The organism is Streptomyces sp. enrichment culture (assembly GCF_964272895.1).
In the GTDB taxonomy this organism is placed as follows: Bacteria; Actinomycetota; Actinomycetes; order Streptomycetales; family Streptomycetaceae; genus Streptomyces.
On record NZ_OZ186832.1, the window covers coordinates 3,009,168 to 3,026,284 of the forward strand.

The following is a 17,117-nucleotide window of genomic DNA, read 5'->3' on the forward strand; positions in this document are numbered from 1 at the left end:
GATGAACGACACTCCGGGCTGGGCCTCGCCCGGATCCGCCCCCTCCGACGGACAACCCGGCGCGTCCGGCTCCCCCGAGCCCGCCGACCGCCCGTCCCCCGCGCAGCCGGGCGACCAGCCATCGGCACCCGGCGCGAAGTGGTCGCAGCAGCAACCGCCACCCGGCCAGTGGTCCGCACCCACGGGCGGCCCCGGCCAGACCCCACCGCCCCCGCCGCCCGGCCCGAACCGGGGCACCCCGCCCCCCGGCGGCCCGGCCGGATACGGCGGCTGGGGCACCCCCTGGGGCGGCCCCCCGCCCGCCGCCAAGCCCGGCGTGATCCCGCTGCGCCCCCTCGGCGTCGGCGAGATCCTCGACGGCGCCGTCTCCACCATGCGCACCTACTGGCGCACGGTCCTCGGCATCTCCCTGACCGTCGCGGTCCTCACCGAGATCGTCAGCATCCTGCTCCAGGGCTTCGTCCTGGACGACACCACCGGCACCGACAACCTCGGTGACCCCGACGCCAGCCTCGAAGAGGCCACCCGCGCCCTGGGCGAGGCACTGCTCGGCACCGCCCTGCTGTCCCTGGTGACCCTGATCGGCACCGTGGCGGTCACCGCCCTGCTCACCGCCGTCACCAGCCGAGCCGTGCTCGGCAGGCCCGTCACCGCCAAGGAGGCATGGCGGGACGCCCGCCCGCAGGTCTTCAAACTGCTGGGTCTGCTCCTGCTCCTCCCGCTCATCGCCGCCGGCATCTTCGCCGTCGGCCTGCTCCCGGGCGTCCTGGTCCGCGTCGCCGGCTCCCCCGATGCCGGAGCCGCCCTGGTCTTCCTCGGACTCGCCGGCGCCGGCGTCGTCGTGATCTGGCTGATGATCCGCTTCTCCCTCGCCTCGCCCGCGCTGATGCTGGAGAAGCAGGGCATCAAGAAGGCCATGAGCCGCTCCGCCAAGCTCGTGCGCGGCTCCTGGTGGCGCGTCTTCGGCATCCAGCTGCTGGCCCTGATCATCGCGAGCGTCGTCGCCATGGTCATCGCCATCCCCTTCGCCCTGATCGCCATGCTCGTCAGCGGAGACGGTCTCGGCGCCTTCCTCACCGGCGACGCCGAGATCGGCTGGACCTACCTCATCGTCAGCGGGATCGGCGCGGTCATCGGCTCCATGATCACCTTCCCGATCACGGCCGGAGTCATCGTGCTTCTCTACATCGACCAGCGCATCCGCCGCGAGGCCCTCGACCTCGACCTGGCCCGCGCCGCAGGCGTCCAGGACTACGGCACCAGCGCCGGGAGCTGATGCCGTGAGCCCGACGGGGGGAGTCCTCACAGCGGCGCTGCAGAACCTGCCACGTACCGCCGACACCATGGCGACGGCCGCCCTGCACGCCACCGACACCGCGGCACAGGCCCTGCGCCACCTCACCGGCACCGCGGTCCGCACCGCCCAGGCCGTGCTGCGCCCCGGCGACCCCTTCGCGCTGCCTCGCGCCGCCGAAGCCCCGTCGCCAGGCCCCGGCAGCGCCCACCCCCTGCTCTTCCTGGCGCCCACGGGCGACACCGAGCCGCCCCTGACCGTCCCGCGCGACCCCGCGCGGGAGGCGGCCCGGCGCGAACTGTCCAAGCGCATGTACCACGAGAACGAACCGAGCCTGCTGGAACGCGCCTTCGACGCCTTCTGGGACTGGCTCGGCAGCGCTTTCGAAGCCGCCGGCGGACTGGCCCCCGGCGGCACGGTCGGCCTCCTCGTCATCGTCCTGGCCGTCCTCGCCGTACTCGGCGCCCTGTGGTGGCGCCTCGGCACCCCGCGGCGCGGCCCCGTCTCCGCCCCCGCCCTGTTCGACGAGCGCCCCCGAAGCGCCGCCGAACACCGCGCCGCCGCCGAGGCACACGCCGCCCAGGGCCACTTCGCCCAAGCCGTCCAGGAACGCATGCGGGCCATCGTCCGCTCCCTGGAGGAACGCGCCCTGCTCGACATCCGCCCCGGCCGCACCGCCGACGAAGCGGCCGCCGACGCGGGCCGCGCCCTGCCCGCCCACACCGACCGACTGCACGCCGCCGCCCGCGACTTCGACGACGTCACATACGGCGGCCGCACGGCGAGCCCGGAGTCGTACCAGCGCATCACCGCACTCGACCGCGACCTGGAACGGACCAAGCCCCGGCTCACCGAGACCGGCCCGGCCGACAACTCCCGCCCCGGAGCCGCCGGATGACGCCCGACGCCCCGCTCCCGGCCACCTCGACCTCCCCCACCGCACGCCAGGTGTGGACGCGCGCGCGAGGCATCGCCCTGGCACTCGCGGTCCTCGTCGCCGGAGCCCTGGTCCTCGCCCTCGTCCGCTCCGACACCCGGCACGGCGCCCTCGACCCCCGCTCCGCGGACCCCCAGGGCAGCCGAGCCGTCGCCGAACTCCTCGCCGACCGCGGCGTGGACACCCGTACCGTCACCACCCTCGACGAGGCACGGGCCGCAGCCGCCCCCGACACCACTCTCCTGGTCGCCGTCCCCGACCTGCTGACCGACCGTCAACGAGCCCTGCTGCGCTCCACCGTCACCGCCTCCGGTGGCCGCACCGTCCTCGTCGCCCCCGGCGCCGCGTCCACCGAAGGACTCGCCCCCGGAGTCACCGCGGACCCCGCAGCCGGCCTCGACACCACGCTCGACCCCGAGTGCACGCTCCCCGCGGCCCGGCGCGCGGGCGACGCCGACACCGGCGGCATCCGCTACACCGTCACCCACCCGAACGCCGACACCTGCTACCCCAGCGACGGCCTGCCCACCCTCGTCCGGCTCCCCGACACCTCCGGGGACGGCGACACCGTCGTCATCGGCGCCACCGACATCTTCGTCAACGACCACCTCGACGAGCAGGGCAACGCCTCGCTCGCCCTCCAACTCCTTGGCTCCCGCCCCCATCTGGTCTGGTACCTCCCCTCACTGTCCGACAGCTCGGCCACCGCCAACGGCGACGAACGCGGCTTCTTCGACCTGATCCCCTCCGGCTGGCTCTGGGGCACCCTGCAGCTCTTCCTCGCCGCGGCCCTCGCCGCCCTGTGGCGGGCACGCCGACTCGGCCCACTCGTGCCCGAACGACTCCCCGTCGCGATCCGCGCCTCCGAGACCGTCGAAGGCCGCGCCCGCCTCTACCGCAAGGCCAACGCCCGCGACCGCGCGGCCGCCGCTCTCCGCTCCACCACCCGCACCCGCCTCGCTCCCCTCGTAGGCATCCCCGTCGCCCAGGCACACGCGCCCGAAGCCCTGCTGCCCGCCCTGTCCGCCCACCTCCACCGGGACGGACAACCCCTGCACACCCTCCTCTTCGGCCCGCCGCCCGGCGACGACGCCGCACTCATCGCACTCACCGACCAACTCGACGCCCTCGAAAGCGAGGTACGCCGTCCATGATGGACCCGACCACTGACAATGCCGGGCACACCGGGCACCCGGGCGATCCACGGGCCGCCCTGGAAGCCCTGCGCGCCGAGATCGCCAAGGCCGTGGTCGGCCAGGACCCCGCCGTCACCGGCCTCGTCGTCGCCCTTCTCTGCCGCGGACACGTTCTCCTCGAAGGAGTCCCTGGAGTCGCCAAAACGTTGCTCGTCCGCGCCCTGGCATCCACCCTGGAACTCGACACCAAGCGGGTCCAGTTCACCCCCGACCTCATGCCGAGCGACGTCACGGGCTCCCTCGTCTACGACGCCCGCACCGCCGAGTTCTCCTTCCAGCCCGGCCCGGTCTTCACCAACCTCCTCCTCGCCGACGAGATCAACCGCACCCCGCCGAAGACCCAGTCGTCCCTGCTGGAAGCCATGGAGGAACGCCAGGTCACGGTCGACGGCACCCCCCGCCCGCTCCCCGAGCCCTTCCTGGTCGCCGCGACCCAGAACCCGGTCGAGTACGAGGGCACCTACCCTCTCCCCGAGGCCCAACTGGACCGCTTCCTCCTCAAACTGACCATCCCCCTGCCCTCCCGGCAGGACGAGATCGCCGTCCTCACCCGCCACGCCTCCGGCTTCAACCCGCGCGACCTCAAGTCCGCCGGCGTACGCCCCGTGGCGACCGCCGCCGACCTGGAAGCCGCCCGCGCCGCCGTCGCCAAGACGACCGTCTCCCCCGAGATCACCGCCTACGTCGTCGACATCTGCCGCGCCACCCGCGAGTCGCCCTCCCTCACCCTGGGCGTCTCCCCCCGCGGCGCCACCGCCCTCCTCGCCACCGCGCGCGCGTGGGCATGGCTCACCGGCCGCGACTACGTCATCCCCGACGACGTCAAGGCCCTCGCCCTGCCCACCCTCCGCCACCGCGTGCAGCTGCGCCCGGAGGCCGAGATGGAGGGCGTGACCGCCGACTCGGTCATCACCGCGATCCTGTCCCACGTCCCCGTCCCCCGCTGATGGCACTCACCGGACGCGCCGCCCTCCTCGCGGCCCTCGGCTCCCTCCCCGTCGGCATCTGGGAACCCAGTTGGACCGGCATTCTCGCCGTGAGCGCTCCCCTGGCCCTGGCCTGCGCCTGCGACGCCGCGCTGGCCGCCCCCGTACGCCGCCTCCGCCTGACCCGCTCCGGCGACACGACCGTCCGTCTGGGCGAGACGGCCGACGTCACCCTGACGATCACCAACCCGTCCCGCCGCCCCCTGCGCGCCCGCCTCCGCGACGCCTGGCCCCCCAGCAGCTGGCACCCGGGCACCGAGGTCGACGCCTCCCGCCACGACGTCCGGATCCCGCCCGGCGAACGCCGCCGCGTCACCACCCGCCTACGCCCCACCCGCCGCGGCGACCGCCACGCCGACCGCGTCACGATCCGCTCCTACGGCCCCCTCGGCCTCCTCACCCGCCAAGGCACCCACGTCGTCCCCTGGACGGTCCGTGTGCTCCCACCGTTCACCAGCCGCAAGCACCTGCCGTCGAAACTCGCCCGCCTGCGCGAACTCGACGGCCGCACCAGCGTCCTGCAACGCGGCGAGGGCACCGAATTCGACAGCCTGCGCGAATACGTCCCCGGCGACGACACCCGCTCCATCGACTGGCGAGCCACCGCCCGCCAGTCCACCGTCGCCGTCCGCACCTGGCGCCCCGAACGCGACCGCCACATCCTTCTCGTCCTCGACACCGGCCGCACCTCCGCGGCCCGCGTCGGCGACGCCCCACGCCTCGACGCCTCCCTGGACGCCGCCCTCCTCCTGGCCGCCCTGGCCTCCCGAGCCGGCGACCGCGTCGACCTCCTGGCCTACGACCGCCGCATCCGCGCTCTCGTCCAGGGCCGAACGGCCGGAGACCTCCTCCCGTCCCTGGTCGACGCCATGGCCGCGCTGGAACCCGAACTCGTCGAGACGGACGCCCGCGGCCTCACGGCAACGGCTCTACGGTCCGCCCCGCGCCGCTCGCTGATCGTCCTGCTCACCACTCTCGACGCCGCCCCCATCGAAGAGGGCCTCCTGCCGGTCCTGGGCCAACTCACCCAGCGCCACACGGTCCTCCTGGCCTCGGTGGCGGACCCCCACATCGCCCAGATGTCGAAGGCCCGCGGAAATACCGAGGCGGTCTACGAAGCTGCGGCGGCCGCCCAGGCCCAGTCCGAGCGGAACCGCACCACAGAACAGCTCCGCCGCCGGGGCGTAACGGTCGTGGACGCCACGCCGGAAGAACTCGCACCAGCACTGGCCGACGCCTACCTGGCCCTCAAAACAGCCGGCCGTCTGTAGGGAGGGGCCCTCAAAAAGGGCCCCTTTCCAGAACAGGAGCGCAGAACTGCCCTGAAACGCAGAAAAGGCCCACACCATAAGGTGTGGGCCTCTTCTTGAATAATTGTTCGGCGGCGTCCTACTCTCCCACAGGGTCCCCCCTGCAGTACCATCGGCGCTGTAAGGCTTAGCTTCCGGGTTCGGAATGTAACCGGGCGTTTCCCCTACGCTATGACCACCGAAACACTATGAAACTGTCAACCGGAGCCGTAGCCATGACTACAACGGTTGTTCGTGGTTTCAGAACCAACACAGTGGACGCGAGCAACTGAGGACAAGCCCTCGGCCTATTAGTACCGGTCAACTCCACACGTTACCGTGCTTCCATATCCGGCCTATCAACCCAGTCGTCTACTGGGAGCCTTACCCCATCAAGTGGGTGGGAGTCCTCATCTCGAAGCAGGCTTCCCGCTTAGATGCTTTCAGCGGTTATCCCTCCCGAACGTAGCCAACCAGCCATGCCCTTGGCAGAACAACTGGCACACCAGAGGTTCGTCCGTCCCGGTCCTCTCGTACTAGGGACAGCCCTTCTCAAGACTCCTACGCGCACAGCGGATAGGGACCGAACTGTCTCACGACGTTCTAAACCCAGCTCGCGTACCGCTTTAATGGGCGAACAGCCCAACCCTTGGGACCGACTCCAGCCCCAGGATGCGACGAGCCGACATCGAGGTGCCAAACCATCCCGTCGATATGGACTCTTGGGGAAGATCAGCCTGTTATCCCCGGGGTACCTTTTATCCGTTGAGCGACGGCGCTTCCACAAGCCACCGCCGGATCACTAGTCCCGACTTTCGTCCCTGCTCGACCCGTCGGTCTCACAGTCAAGCTCCCTTGTGCACTTACACTCAACACCTGATTGCCAACCAGGCTGAGGGAACCTTTGGGCGCCTCCGTTACCCTTTGGGAGGCAACCGCCCCAGTTAAACTACCCATCAGACACTGTCCCTGATCCGGATCACGGACCCAGGTTAGACATCCAGCACGACCAGACTGGTATTTCAACGACGACTCCACCTGAACTGGCGTCCAAGCTTCACAGTCTCCCAGCTATCCTACACAAGCCGAACCGAACACCAATATCAAACTGTAGTAAAGGTCCCGGGGTCTTTCCGTCCTGCTGCGCGAAACGAGCATCTTTACTCGTAGTGCAATTTCACCGGGCCTATGGTTGAGACAGTCGAGAAGTCGTTACGCCATTCGTGCAGGTCGGAACTTACCCGACAAGGAATTTCGCTACCTTAGGATGGTTATAGTTACCACCGCCGTTTACTGGCGCTTAAGTTCTCAGCTTCGCCTGGACGAATCCAAGCTAACCGGTCCCCTTAACGTTCCAGCACCGGGCAGGCGTCAGTCCGTATACATCGCCTTACGGCTTCGCACGGACCTGTGTTTTTAGTAAACAGTCGCTTCTCGCTGGTCTCTGCGGCCACCCCCAGCTCACGGAGTAAATCCGATCACCAGGAATGGCCCCCCTTCTCCCGAAGTTACGGGGGCATTTTGCCGAGTTCCTTAACCATAGTTCACCCGAACGCCTCGGTATTCTCTACCTGACCACCTGAGTCGGTTTAGGGTACGGGCCGCCATGAAACTCGCTAGAGGCTTTTCTCGACAGCATAGGATCATCCACTTCACCACAATCGGCTCGGCATCAGGTCTCAGACTGTATGCAAGGCGGATTTGCCTACCTTGCGTCCTACACCCTTACCCCGGGACAACCACCGCCCGGGATGGACTACCTTCCTGCGTCACCCCATCACTCACCTACTACCAGCTCGGGTCACCGGCTCCACCACTCCCCTTCACCCGAAGGATCCGGGGCGGCTTCACGGGCTTAGCATCACTGGATTCGATGTTTGACGCTTCACAGCGGGTACCGGAATATCAACCGGTTATCCATCGACTACGCCTGTCGGCCTCGCCTTAGGTCCCGACTTACCCTGGGCAGATCAGCTTGACCCAGGAACCCTTAGTCAATCGGCGCAAACGTTTCTCACGTTTGTATCGCTACTCATGCCTGCATTCTCACTCGTCAACCGTCCACGACTACCTTCCGGTGCCGCTTCACCCGGCAGACGACGCTCCCCTACCCATCAACACACCCGTTGGGGCTATATGTGTCAATGACACGACTTCGGCGGTACGCTTGAGCCCCGCTACATTGTCGGCGCGGAATCACTAGACCAGTGAGCTATTACGCACTCTTTCAAGGGTGGCTGCTTCTAAGCCAACCTCCTGGTTGTCTGTGCGACTCCACATCCTTTCCCACTTAGCGTACGCTTAGGGGCCTTAGTCGATGCTCTGGGCTGTTTCCCTCTCGACCATGGAGCTTATCCCCCACAGTCTCACTGCCGCGCTCTCACTTACCGGCATTCGGAGTTTGGCTAAGGTCAGTAACCCGGTAGGGCCCATCGCCTATCCAGTGCTCTACCTCCGGCAAGAAACACACGACGCTGCACCTAAATGCATTTCGGGGAGAACCAGCTATCACGGAGTTTGATTGGCCTTTCACCCCTAACCACAGGTCATCCCCCAGGTTTTCAACCCTGGTGGGTTCGGTCCTCCACGAAGTCTTACCTCCGCTTCAACCTGCCCATGGCTAGATCACTCCGCTTCGGGTCTTGAGCGTGCTACTAAAAACGCCCTATTCGGACTCGCTTTCGCTACGGCTTCCCCACCCGGGTTAACCTCGCAACACACCGCAAACTCGCAGGCTCATTCTTCAAAAGGCACGCAGTCACGAGAATGGAGCAAGCTCCATTCCGACGCTCCCACGGCTTGTAGGCACACGGTTTCAGGTACTATTTCACTCCCCTCCCGGGGTACTTTTCACCATTCCCTCACGGTACTATCCGCTATCGGTCACCAGGGAATATTTAGGCTTAGCGGGTGGTCCCGCCAGATTCACACGGGATTTCTCGGGCCCCGTGCTACTTGGGTGTCTCTCAAACGAGCCGCTGACGTTTCGACTACGGGGGTCTTACCCTCTACGCCGGACCTTTCGCATGTCCTTCGCCTACATCAACGGTTTCTGACTCGTCCTGTCGCCGGCAGACGACAGAAGAGAGATCCCACAACCCCGTATGCGCAACCCCTGCCGGGTCTCACACGCATACGGTTTGGCCTCATCCGGTTTCGCTCGCCACTACTCCCGGAATCACGGTTGTTTTCTCTTCCTGAGGGTACTGAGATGTTTCACTTCCCCTCGTTCCCTCCACACTGCCTATGTGTTCAGCAGTGGGTGACAGCCCATGACGACTGCCGGGTTTCCCCATTCGGAAACCCCCGGATCAAAGCCTGGTTGACGACTCCCCGGGGACTATCGCGGCCTCCCACGTCCTTCATCGGTTCCTGGTGCCAAGGCATCCACCGTGCGCCCTTAAAAACTTGGCCACAGATGCTCGCGTCCACTGTGCAGTTCTCAAACAACGACCAACCACCCGTCACAACCCACCGAAGCAGATTTTTACCGGGGCCGGCATCACGAGGGGGTTCATTCCCTCAGATACCCAACAGCGTGCCCGACCAGACTCTGTCCGGAGATCGTGCGTTCCACGCTCTTGCGAGCAGTACTAGCAGCCTCCGACCCAGAACCAGGCCGAGTAGTCAACGTTCCACCCATGAGCAACCAGTGCGAGACGTTCGCTCGCATGCTGGCCTCTGGACAACCTTGCGGCTGCCTAGAAGTGCTCCTTAGAAAGGAGGTGATCCAGCCGCACCTTCCGGTACGGCTACCTTGTTACGACTTCGTCCCAATCGCCAGTCCCACCTTCGACAGCTCCCTCCCACAAGGGGTTGGGCCACCGGCTTCGGGTGTTACCGACTTTCGTGACGTGACGGGCGGTGTGTACAAGGCCCGGGAACGTATTCACCGCAGCAATGCTGATCTGCGATTACTAGCGACTCCGACTTCATGGGGTCGAGTTGCAGACCCCAATCCGAACTGAGACCGGCTTTTTGAGATTCGCTCCACCTCGCGGTATCGCAGCTCTTTGTACCGGCCATTGTAGCACGTGTGCAGCCCAAGACATAAGGGGCATGATGACTTGACGTCGTCCCCACCTTCCTCCGAGTTGACCCCGGCGGTCTCCCGTGAGTCCCCAGCACCACAAGGGCCTGCTGGCAACACGGGACAAGGGTTGCGCTCGTTGCGGGACTTAACCCAACATCTCACGACACGAGCTGACGACAGCCATGCACCACCTGTACACCGACCACAAGGGGGCACCTATCTCTAGGTGTTTCCGGTGTATGTCAAGCCTTGGTAAGGTTCTTCGCGTTGCGTCGAATTAAGCCACATGCTCCGCCGCTTGTGCGGGCCCCCGTCAATTCCTTTGAGTTTTAGCCTTGCGGCCGTACTCCCCAGGCGGGGCACTTAATGCGTTAGCTGCGGCACGGACAACGTGGAATGTTGCCCACACCTAGTGCCCACCGTTTACGGCGTGGACTACCAGGGTATCTAATCCTGTTCGCTCCCCACGCTTTCGCTCCTCAGCGTCAGTATCGGCCCAGAGATCCGCCTTCGCCACCGGTGTTCCTCCTGATATCTGCGCATTTCACCGCTACACCAGGAATTCCGATCTCCCCTACCGAACTCTAGCCTGCCCGTATCGAATGCAGACCCGGGGTTAAGCCCCGGGCTTTCACATCCGACGCGACAAGCCGCCTACGAGCTCTTTACGCCCAATAATTCCGGACAACGCTTGCGCCCTACGTATTACCGCGGCTGCTGGCACGTAGTTAGCCGGCGCTTCTTCTGCAGGTACCGTCACTTTCGCTTCTTCCCTGCTGAAAGAGGTTTACAACCCGAAGGCCGTCATCCCTCACGCGGCGTCGCTGCATCAGGCTTGCGCCCATTGTGCAATATTCCCCACTGCTGCCTCCCGTAGGAGTCTGGGCCGTGTCTCAGTCCCAGTGTGGCCGGTCGCCCTCTCAGGCCGGCTACCCGTCGTCGCCTTGGTGAGCCGTTACCTCACCAACAAGCTGATAGGCCGCGGGCTCATCCTGCACCGCCGGAGCTTTCCAGCCTCCAAGATGCCTTGGAGGCTCGTATCCGGTATTAGACCCCGTTTCCAGGGCTTGTCCCAGAGTGCAGGGCAGATTGCCCACGTGTTACTCACCCGTTCGCCACTAATCCCCTCCCGAAGGAGGTTCATCGTTCGACTTGCATGTGTTAAGCACGCCGCCAGCGTTCGTCCTGAGCCAGGATCAAACTCTCCGTGAATGTTTACCGGTGATCCGGTGCAACACCACGAGAGCGGAACGTCAGGAGGAATAGTCCTGACGTTCACAGCGTCCTCGCTGTGTTTTTTCAAAGGAACCTCGTCCCAGCTGATGCTGGAGACGGGGTATCAACATATCTGGCGTTGACTTTTGGCACGCTGTTGAGTTCTCAAGGAACGGACGCTTCCTTTGTACTCACCCTCTCGGGCTTTCCTCCGGGCGCTTCCCTTCGGTCTTGCGTTTCCGACTCTATCAGATCTTTTCTCGATCCGATTTCCTCGGTGCTTTCCAGGTTCCCGCTTCCGCGTTTCCCTTTCCGGCGGTTCCGACTTTATCAGAAGCTTCGGGCCGGACTGACCGGCCATCCATTTCCGATTTCATCGGGGGGGGTGGCTTCATTCATATCGATGAGATCGACATTTCAAGAAGCTCGTAGATACTAACCCGTCGCCGACCGGTCCATGTCCAGTCCAGGCAACTGTTCGAATCTACCTCCCCGTGGACTCCGTGTCAACGGCTCCCGCGGGGCGAAGAGGAGACTAGCAGCTCAGCAGACCTTTCCGCACATCAGGCGGCGGTCGGCACGGCGGCGCTGCGTTCGGTGGCGTCGAGGTCCCCTGTCGCGCCCTCGCGGGCGGCGCGGCCGCCGAGGACGTAGACGTACAGGAGGAACGCCAGCTCGGCGGCGATGCCGATGGCGATGCGGGCCCAGGTGGGCAGTCCCGACGGGGTGACGAAGCCTTCGATGGCACCGGAGATGAAGAGGACCAGGGCCAGGCCGATGGCCATGCCCACGGCGGCGCGGCCTTCTTCCGCGAGCGCGGTGCGGCGGGTGCGGGGGCCGGGGTCGATGAGGGTCCAGCCGAGGCGCAGACCGGTGCCGGCGGCGACGAAGACCGCGGTCAGTTCGAGGAGCCCGTGCGGGAGGACAAGGCCGAGGAAGACGTCGAGCCGGCCCGCCGAGGACATCAGGCCGATGCCGACGCCGAGGTTGAGCATGTTGAGGAAGAGGATCCACAGGACGGGCAGGCCCAGGAAGATGCCCAGGACCAGGCACATCGCGGCGGCCTGGGCGTTGTTCGTCCAGACCTGGGCGGCGAAGGACGTCGCCGGGTGGCTGGAGTAGTACGTCTCGTACTCGCCTCCCGGCCGGGTCAGCTCGCGGAGTTCGCCGGGGGCTCCGATCGTCGCCTGGACGTCGGGGTGGGTGCCGATCCACCAGCCCAGGAGGGCGGCGACCAGGGTGGAGAGGATGGCCGTGGGTATCCACCAGTGGCGGGAGCGGTAGACGGCCGCGGGGAAGCCGTGGAGGAGGAATGCCGTCACGTCGCGCCACGAGGCGCGGCGGGTGCCGGTGACGGCGCTGCGCGCGCGGGCCACCAGTTGGCTGAGACGGCCCGTGAGCTGCGGGTCGGGGGCGCTGGACTGGAGCAGCGAGAGATGCGTCGCGGTGCGCTGGTAGAGGGCGACCAGTTCGTCGACCTCGGCGCCGGTGAGGCTGCGTCGGCGCCGGAGCAGGGCGTCGAGGCGGTCCCACTCCGCGCGGTGGGCGGAGACGAAGACGTCGAGGTCCATCGGTGTGCCTGCTCCTCGTCAGCGGCTCGTCGCGGATGTCAGCTTGTCGTACCGGGGCGCGATGTGACCTCAGCTTGGCAGACTGGCGGTTCTCGGGGCAGGTCAGGGAAGGACGGCGGGCGTGAGTGAGCTGGTGACGGGCGAGGCGGTGGCTCTGGAGCTGCGCCCGGCGAAGCTGCCGAGCAGGGCGCTGGCCGTGCTGCTCGACCTGATCGCGGTCGGGGCCGCCTACACCGCCGTGTCGATCACCCTGGCGGTGGCCACCGCCTCGCTGGACGACGCCGCGCAGATGGCCGTGTCCATCGCGTCGTTCCTGCTCGTGCTGGTGGGCGGGCCGATCGCGGTGGAGACGCTCAGCCATGGGCGGTCGCTCGGGAAGATGGCGTGCGGTCTGCGGGTCGTACGGGACGACGGCGGGCCGATCCGGTTCCGGCACGCGCTGGTGCGCGGTGCGGTGGGTGTGGTCGAGATCCTGGGGACCTTCGGCGTGGTCGCCTGCATCGCCTCGCTCGTGTCGGCGCGTGGGCGGCGGCTCGGTGATGTCTTCGCCGGGACTCTGGTCGTGCGGGAACGGGTGCCCGTGGCGCGGAGCGGTTATGTGCCGCCGCCTCCGCCCTGGCTGGCGGGACGTTTCTCCGGGCTCGATCTCTCCGCGGTGCCGGACGGGCTGTGGCTGGCCGTCCGCCAGTACCTGACGCGGATGCAGCAGCTGGACCCGCAGGTCGGCGCGGGCATGGCGGGACGGCTCGCGGCGGATCTCGCGGCGCGGACCGGGACTCCGGTGCCGCAGGGCGTTCCGCCGGCCGCCTATCTGGCGGCGGTCCTGCAGGAGCGGCAGGTGCGGGAGGCGCAACGGGCTTTCGGGACGGCCGCGACTTCCGGGGCGTGGGTGCCGGGAGGGTATGGGTCCGGGAACGGGCAGGGCGGTCCGGCCGGGGCGTATGGGGCTCCGGTGCCGACGGCCGGTTCGTACGGGCCTCAGGCCCCGCCCGCCGGTTCGTACACGCCTCCCGTCCCGCCCGCAGACTCATACGGGTCTTCGGTCCCGCCCGCCGGCCCGTACATGCCCCCCGTTCCGCCCGCCGGCCCGTACGGTTCCGGGCCAGGGCCTGCGGCCGCGCCTGTGTCGGCGGCTGCGCAGCCCGTGCGGGAGAGTCCCGAGCGTGGCGGAGCGTCGGGGGACCGGCCTGCCGGGGGTTTCGTACCGCCGGCGTGATCTGGGCGGCCGCGGCGGTCTCCCCCGAGGGCTGCTCGCAGCCCTTGCCGGGTGAGCCCGGCTGGGGCGGCTCAGTCGAACCGCGAGGGTGGGCTCTCCAGGTCCTCCAGCTCGATGCCGGGTGCCGCCAGGACCACGTCACCGGCGATGTGAACGGCGTGCTGTTCGCCTGTGTCCAGGGCTGTGACCTGGTATTCGTCCACGGTCAGGGGGCCGTTGTCAGTGGCGTGTGCTTCTCTGTCCACCAGGGCCCAGGACTGGTCCACGGTGCGGGGGGCGAGGACCGGGTCCGTGAAGGTGACGAGGCGTACGCGGGTGGCTTGTCCGGAGGGGGTGAGGCGCAGAAGACGGGCCGTGGCGACGAGGAACGCGGGGGACGTGCCGGTGAAGGCGTGGGCGCGCACATTGCCTTCCGTGGCATGGATGCCGGTGGGGTCCGTGCGGACCCAGGTGACGCCGTCGAGGGCGGCGCCGCGCACCTGCCAGCCGCCCGCGTGGAGTTCCAGGCGGATGGGGCGGCCCAGCTCGTCGAGGGCCAGGTCGACGGAGCCGTGGTGGTCTCCCGCCGGAGTGGTCAGCTGGGAGACGTAGCGCCAGCCGGAGGGGCCGGGGGCGCAGTGGAAGTGTTCGAGTGCGAGGGGGGTGTGATCGTGCGGATCGTGGAGCGAATAGCGGCCGCGGGGCATGGGGGTCCTGGGTTCTGACTGCTCGGGCTGCGGTGCCTCGCCGAGGCGGCCGGCCCGGTCCGGGAAAGGGGCAGGCCCCCGGCACGGGGGTGCGGGGGCCTGCCTCCGAGGACGGACCTGGCGCCGCGGTGTGCGTCAGTGCACGGACGCACACGCGGCGGACAGGGTGCCGGTCTCAGTAGCGGTAGTGGTCCGGCTTGTACGGGCCGTCGACCTCGACGCCGATGTAGGCGGCCTGCTCCGGGCGCAGCTTGGTGAGCTTGACGCCGAGCGCGTCCAGGTGGAGGCGGGCGACCTTCTCGTCCAGGTGCTTGGGCAGGGTGTACACGCCGATCGGGTACTCGGCCTGCTTGGTGAACAGCTCGATCTGGGCCAGGGTCTGGTCCGCGAAGGAGTTGGACATCACGAAGGACGGGTGGCCGGTGGCGTTGCCCAGGTTCAGCAGGCGGCCCTCGGAGAGGATGATGATCTTCTTGCCGTCCGGGAAGGTCCAGGTGTGGACCTGCGGCTTGATCTCGTCCTTGACGATGCCGGGGACCTTGGCGAGGCCGGCCATGTCGATCTCGTTGTCGAAGTGGCCGATGTTGCCGACGATGGCCTGGTGCTTCATCTTGGCCATGTCGCCGGCCATGATGATGTCCTTGTTGCCGGTCGTGGTGATGAAGATGTCGGCGGTCTCGACGACCTCGTCCAGGGTGGTGACCTGGTAGCCGTCCATCGCGGCCTGCAGGGCGCAGATCGGGTCGATCTCGGTGATGATCACGCGGGCGCCCTGGCCGCGCAGGGACTCGGCGCAGCCCTTGCCGACGTCGCCGTAGCCGCAGACGACGGCGGTCTTGCCGCCGATCAGGGTGTCGGTGGCGCGGTTGATGCCGTCGACGAGGGAGTGGCGGCAGCCGTACTTGTTGTCGAACTTCGACTTGGTGACGGCGTCGTTGACGTTGATCGCCGGGAAGAGGAGGACGCCGTCGCGCTGCATCTCGTAGAGACGGTGGACGCCGGTCGTGGTCTCCTCGGTCACGCCGCGGATCTCCGAGGCGAGCTGGGTCCACTTCTGCGAGCCCTCGGAGATGGTGCGGTGGAGGAGCTCGAGGATGACGCGGTGCTCCTCGTTCTCGGCGGTGTCGACCGAGGGGACCTTGCCGTCCTTCTCGTACTCGACGCCCTTGTGGACGAGGAGGGTGGCGTCACCACCGTCGTCCAGGATCATGTTGGGGCCGCCGGTGGGGGTGTTCGGCCAGGTCAGGGCCTGCTCCGTGCACCACCAGTACTCCTCCAGGGTCTCGCCCTTCCAGGCGAAGACCGGGACGCCCTGGGGGTTGTCCGGGGTGCCGTTCGGGCCGACGGCGATGGCGGCGGCCGCGTGGTCCTGGGTGGAGAAGATGTTGCAGGAGGCCCAGCGGACCTGCGCGCCGAGGGCGACCAGGGTCTCGATCAGGACGGCGGTCTGCACGGTCATGTGCAGGGAGCCGGTGATGCGGGCGCCCTTCAGGGGCTGCGCCTCGGCGTACTCCTTGCGGATCGCCATCAGGCCGGGCATCTCGTGCTCGGCGAGGGTGATCTCCTTGCGGCCGAACTCGGCCAGGGAGAGGTCGGCGACCTTGAAGTCCTGTCGGTTGTCGACAGTCGTCATGCGAGCTGCTCCTCGGGGTTGGGTCGAGGTCTGGGTACGGCTGGTCTGCGCGGCGGCGGACAAGGATGTCCGAACGGGACACGGTCATGCCCCCGTGCGCGCAGCGCAGTCCGTCGGAGGCCCTCTCTCCCTCGGTCGGTCCGCTGGGGACCGCCCGACCGCCATCAGCAGCGACGTCTGGCTCCACTCCAAGCTACACCGGGGACCCCGGCCGACCCCAGTCCGTCCTCGATCACATCGAGCCGATCGCGAGCCCGGCCCGAGTCGGGGTGTGGTCCCGTGAGCGCTACTCTCGGCCGCCGTACGAGCGGTCTGTGGAGGGGTGGGGCATGGGTTCGGTGCGGCGACTGTCGGTGACCGGATGGATTCTCGGGGTGACCGGGCTGGTCCTGGTGGCCGGGGGTCTGGGCTGGTCGTGGGGCGGGCAGGAGAGGTTCACGGTGGGCGGGGACGCCATGGAGCCGACCTACGCCGCCGGCGACCGGGTGGTCGTCGAGGAGGTGCCGGGCGGGGAGATAGGCCGGGGCGATGTGGTGATCTACTCGGCGCCGGAGGTGCAGGGGTTCGACGATCCGGTGATCAAGCGGGTCGTCGGGCTGGGCGGTGACCGTGTCGTGTGCTGTGTGGGCGCCGGGACGGGGCAGCGGCTGCTGGTCGACGGGCGGCCGTTGGCGGAGCCGTATGTGGCGGACGGGATCGTGGACGGGCGGGTTCCGGGCGGTGGGAACGAGCCGTACGAGGTGACGGTGCCCGAGGGGCGGCTGTTCGTGCTCGGGGATCAGCGGGCGAACTCGAACGACTCGCGCAGTTATGGGGGCGGTGGCGCCGAGGGGACCGTGCCTGTGGAGGCGGTGCTGGGGCGCGTGGTGGACGAGCGGGCGGTTCCGGTGGGCTCGATCGTGCTCGCGGGGGCCGGGGTGGTGGCCGCCGTCCTGGGGCTGCTGCTCGGTCTGCGGGCGAGGGGGATGCGGCGGCGGGCCGGGGTGCCCGCTCCGGTGTGGCCGACGGGGCCGCAGGGGGTGTGAGGAGAACGCGGCGGGCCCGCCGAGAGGATCGGCGGG

10 protein-coding genes and 3 rRNA genes are annotated in these 17,117 nt (G+C 67.8%); 7 read left to right on the forward strand and 6 right to left on the reverse strand.

The window, feature by feature from the left end:
- Position 1 precedes the first annotated feature (1 nt).
- From ACSU6M_RS13600 to ACSU6M_RS13620, 5 genes are read left to right on the forward strand one after another with little or no spacing between them, the layout of a single operon-like run.
- On the forward strand, positions 2-1,276 hold the full coding sequence (locus ACSU6M_RS13600) for a glycerophosphoryl diester phosphodiesterase membrane domain-containing protein (protein WP_437069895.1): 1,275 nt from the start codon (positions 2-4) through the stop codon (positions 1,274-1,276).
- A 4-nt stretch (positions 1,277-1,280) separates the two neighbouring features.
- Positions 1,281-2,192 (forward strand): DUF4129 domain-containing protein, encoded by a 912-nt coding sequence (locus ACSU6M_RS13605; RefSeq protein WP_437069896.1) that lies wholly within the window; start codon positions 1,281-1,283, stop codon positions 2,190-2,192.
- Positions 2,189-3,385 (forward strand): DUF4350 domain-containing protein, encoded by a 1,197-nt coding sequence (locus ACSU6M_RS13610; protein WP_437069897.1) that lies wholly within the window; start codon positions 2,189-2,191, stop codon positions 3,383-3,385. Before ACSU6M_RS13605 ends, ACSU6M_RS13610 begins: the two co-directional genes overlap by 4 nt.
- Positions 3,385-4,374, forward strand: coding sequence for an AAA family ATPase (locus tag ACSU6M_RS13615; RefSeq protein ID WP_437069898.1), 990 nt, complete (start codon positions 3,385-3,387; stop codon positions 4,372-4,374). The genes ACSU6M_RS13610 and ACSU6M_RS13615 overlap by 1 nt, the downstream gene beginning before the upstream one ends.
- Positions 4,374-5,684 (forward strand): DUF58 domain-containing protein, encoded by a 1,311-nt coding sequence (locus ACSU6M_RS13620; protein WP_437069899.1) that lies wholly within the window; start codon positions 4,374-4,376, stop codon positions 5,682-5,684. Before ACSU6M_RS13615 ends, ACSU6M_RS13620 begins: the two co-directional genes overlap by 1 nt.
- 105 nt (positions 5,685-5,789) lie before the next feature.
- Here the strand turns inward: ACSU6M_RS13620 and rrf are convergent.
- The 4 genes from rrf to ACSU6M_RS13640 form a co-directional block, all read right to left on the reverse strand.
- Positions 5,790-5,906: ribosomal RNA gene (gene rrf / locus ACSU6M_RS13625) — 5S ribosomal RNA — on the reverse strand.
- 87 nt (positions 5,907-5,993) lie between these two features.
- Positions 5,994-9,116 (reverse strand): 23S ribosomal RNA (locus ACSU6M_RS13630).
- Positions 9,117-9,420: 304 nt separating this feature from the next.
- Positions 9,421-10,947 (reverse strand): 16S ribosomal RNA (locus ACSU6M_RS13635).
- The 16S, 23S and 5S rRNA genes sit together here, the layout of an rRNA operon.
- A gap of 566 nt (positions 10,948-11,513) precedes the next feature.
- Positions 11,514-12,521, reverse strand: coding sequence for a stage II sporulation protein M (locus tag ACSU6M_RS13640; RefSeq protein WP_437069901.1), 1,008 nt, complete (start codon positions 12,519-12,521; stop codon positions 11,514-11,516).
- A 121-nt stretch (positions 12,522-12,642) separates the two neighbouring features.
- Between ACSU6M_RS13640 and ACSU6M_RS13645 the strand changes: the two genes are divergently transcribed.
- Positions 12,643-13,737: an RDD family protein gene (locus tag ACSU6M_RS13645; protein ID WP_437069903.1), complete on the forward strand. Its 1,095-nt coding sequence runs from the start codon at positions 12,643-12,645 to the stop codon at positions 13,735-13,737.
- A 71-nt stretch (positions 13,738-13,808) separates the two neighbouring features.
- Here ACSU6M_RS13645 and ACSU6M_RS13650 read toward each other — a convergent pair whose 3' ends face one another.
- Entirely contained in the window at positions 13,809-14,423 is a 615-nt protein-coding gene (locus ACSU6M_RS13650; protein WP_437069905.1) for a hypothetical protein, read from the reverse strand.
- A 175-nt stretch (positions 14,424-14,598) separates the two neighbouring features.
- Positions 14,599-16,056 carry an adenosylhomocysteinase gene (gene ahcY / locus ACSU6M_RS13655; protein WP_437069907.1) on the reverse strand — a complete coding sequence of 486 codons (1,458 nt, stop codon included), beginning with the start codon at positions 16,054-16,056 and terminating at the stop codon, positions 14,599-14,601.
- A gap of 329 nt (positions 16,057-16,385) precedes the next feature.
- On the opposite strand from ahcY, the gene lepB reads away from it, so the two are divergent.
- Complete coding sequence (lepB, locus tag ACSU6M_RS13660) at positions 16,386-17,081, forward strand: signal peptidase I (RefSeq protein WP_437069909.1); 696 nt, start codon at positions 16,386-16,388, stop codon at positions 17,079-17,081.
- Positions 17,082-17,117: the final 36 nt, after the last annotated feature.

Coding starts and splice junctions, on each gene's coding strand:
- lepB (WP_437069909.1), top strand. CDS start 16,386: ATGGGTTCGGTGCGGCGACTGTCGGTGACCGGATGGATTCTCGGGGTG.
- ACSU6M_RS13600 (WP_437069895.1), top strand. CDS start 2: ATGAACGACACTCCGGGCTGGGCCTCGCCCGGATCCGCCCCCTCCGAC.
- ACSU6M_RS13620 (WP_437069899.1), top strand. CDS start 4,374: ATGGCACTCACCGGACGCGCCGCCCTCCTCGCGGCCCTCGGCTCCCTC.
- ACSU6M_RS13610 (WP_437069897.1), top strand. CDS start 2,189: ATGACGCCCGACGCCCCGCTCCCGGCCACCTCGACCTCCCCCACCGCA.
- ahcY (WP_437069907.1), bottom strand. CDS start 16,056: ATGACGACTGTCGACAACCGACAGGACTTCAAGGTCGCCGACCTCTCC.
- ACSU6M_RS13615 (WP_437069898.1), top strand. CDS start 3,385: ATGGACCCGACCACTGACAATGCCGGGCACACCGGGCACCCGGGCGAT.
- ACSU6M_RS13650 (WP_437069905.1), bottom strand. CDS start 14,423: ATGCCCCGCGGCCGCTATTCGCTCCACGATCCGCACGATCACACCCCC.
- ACSU6M_RS13640 (WP_437069901.1), bottom strand. CDS start 12,521: ATGGACCTCGACGTCTTCGTCTCCGCCCACCGCGCGGAGTGGGACCGC.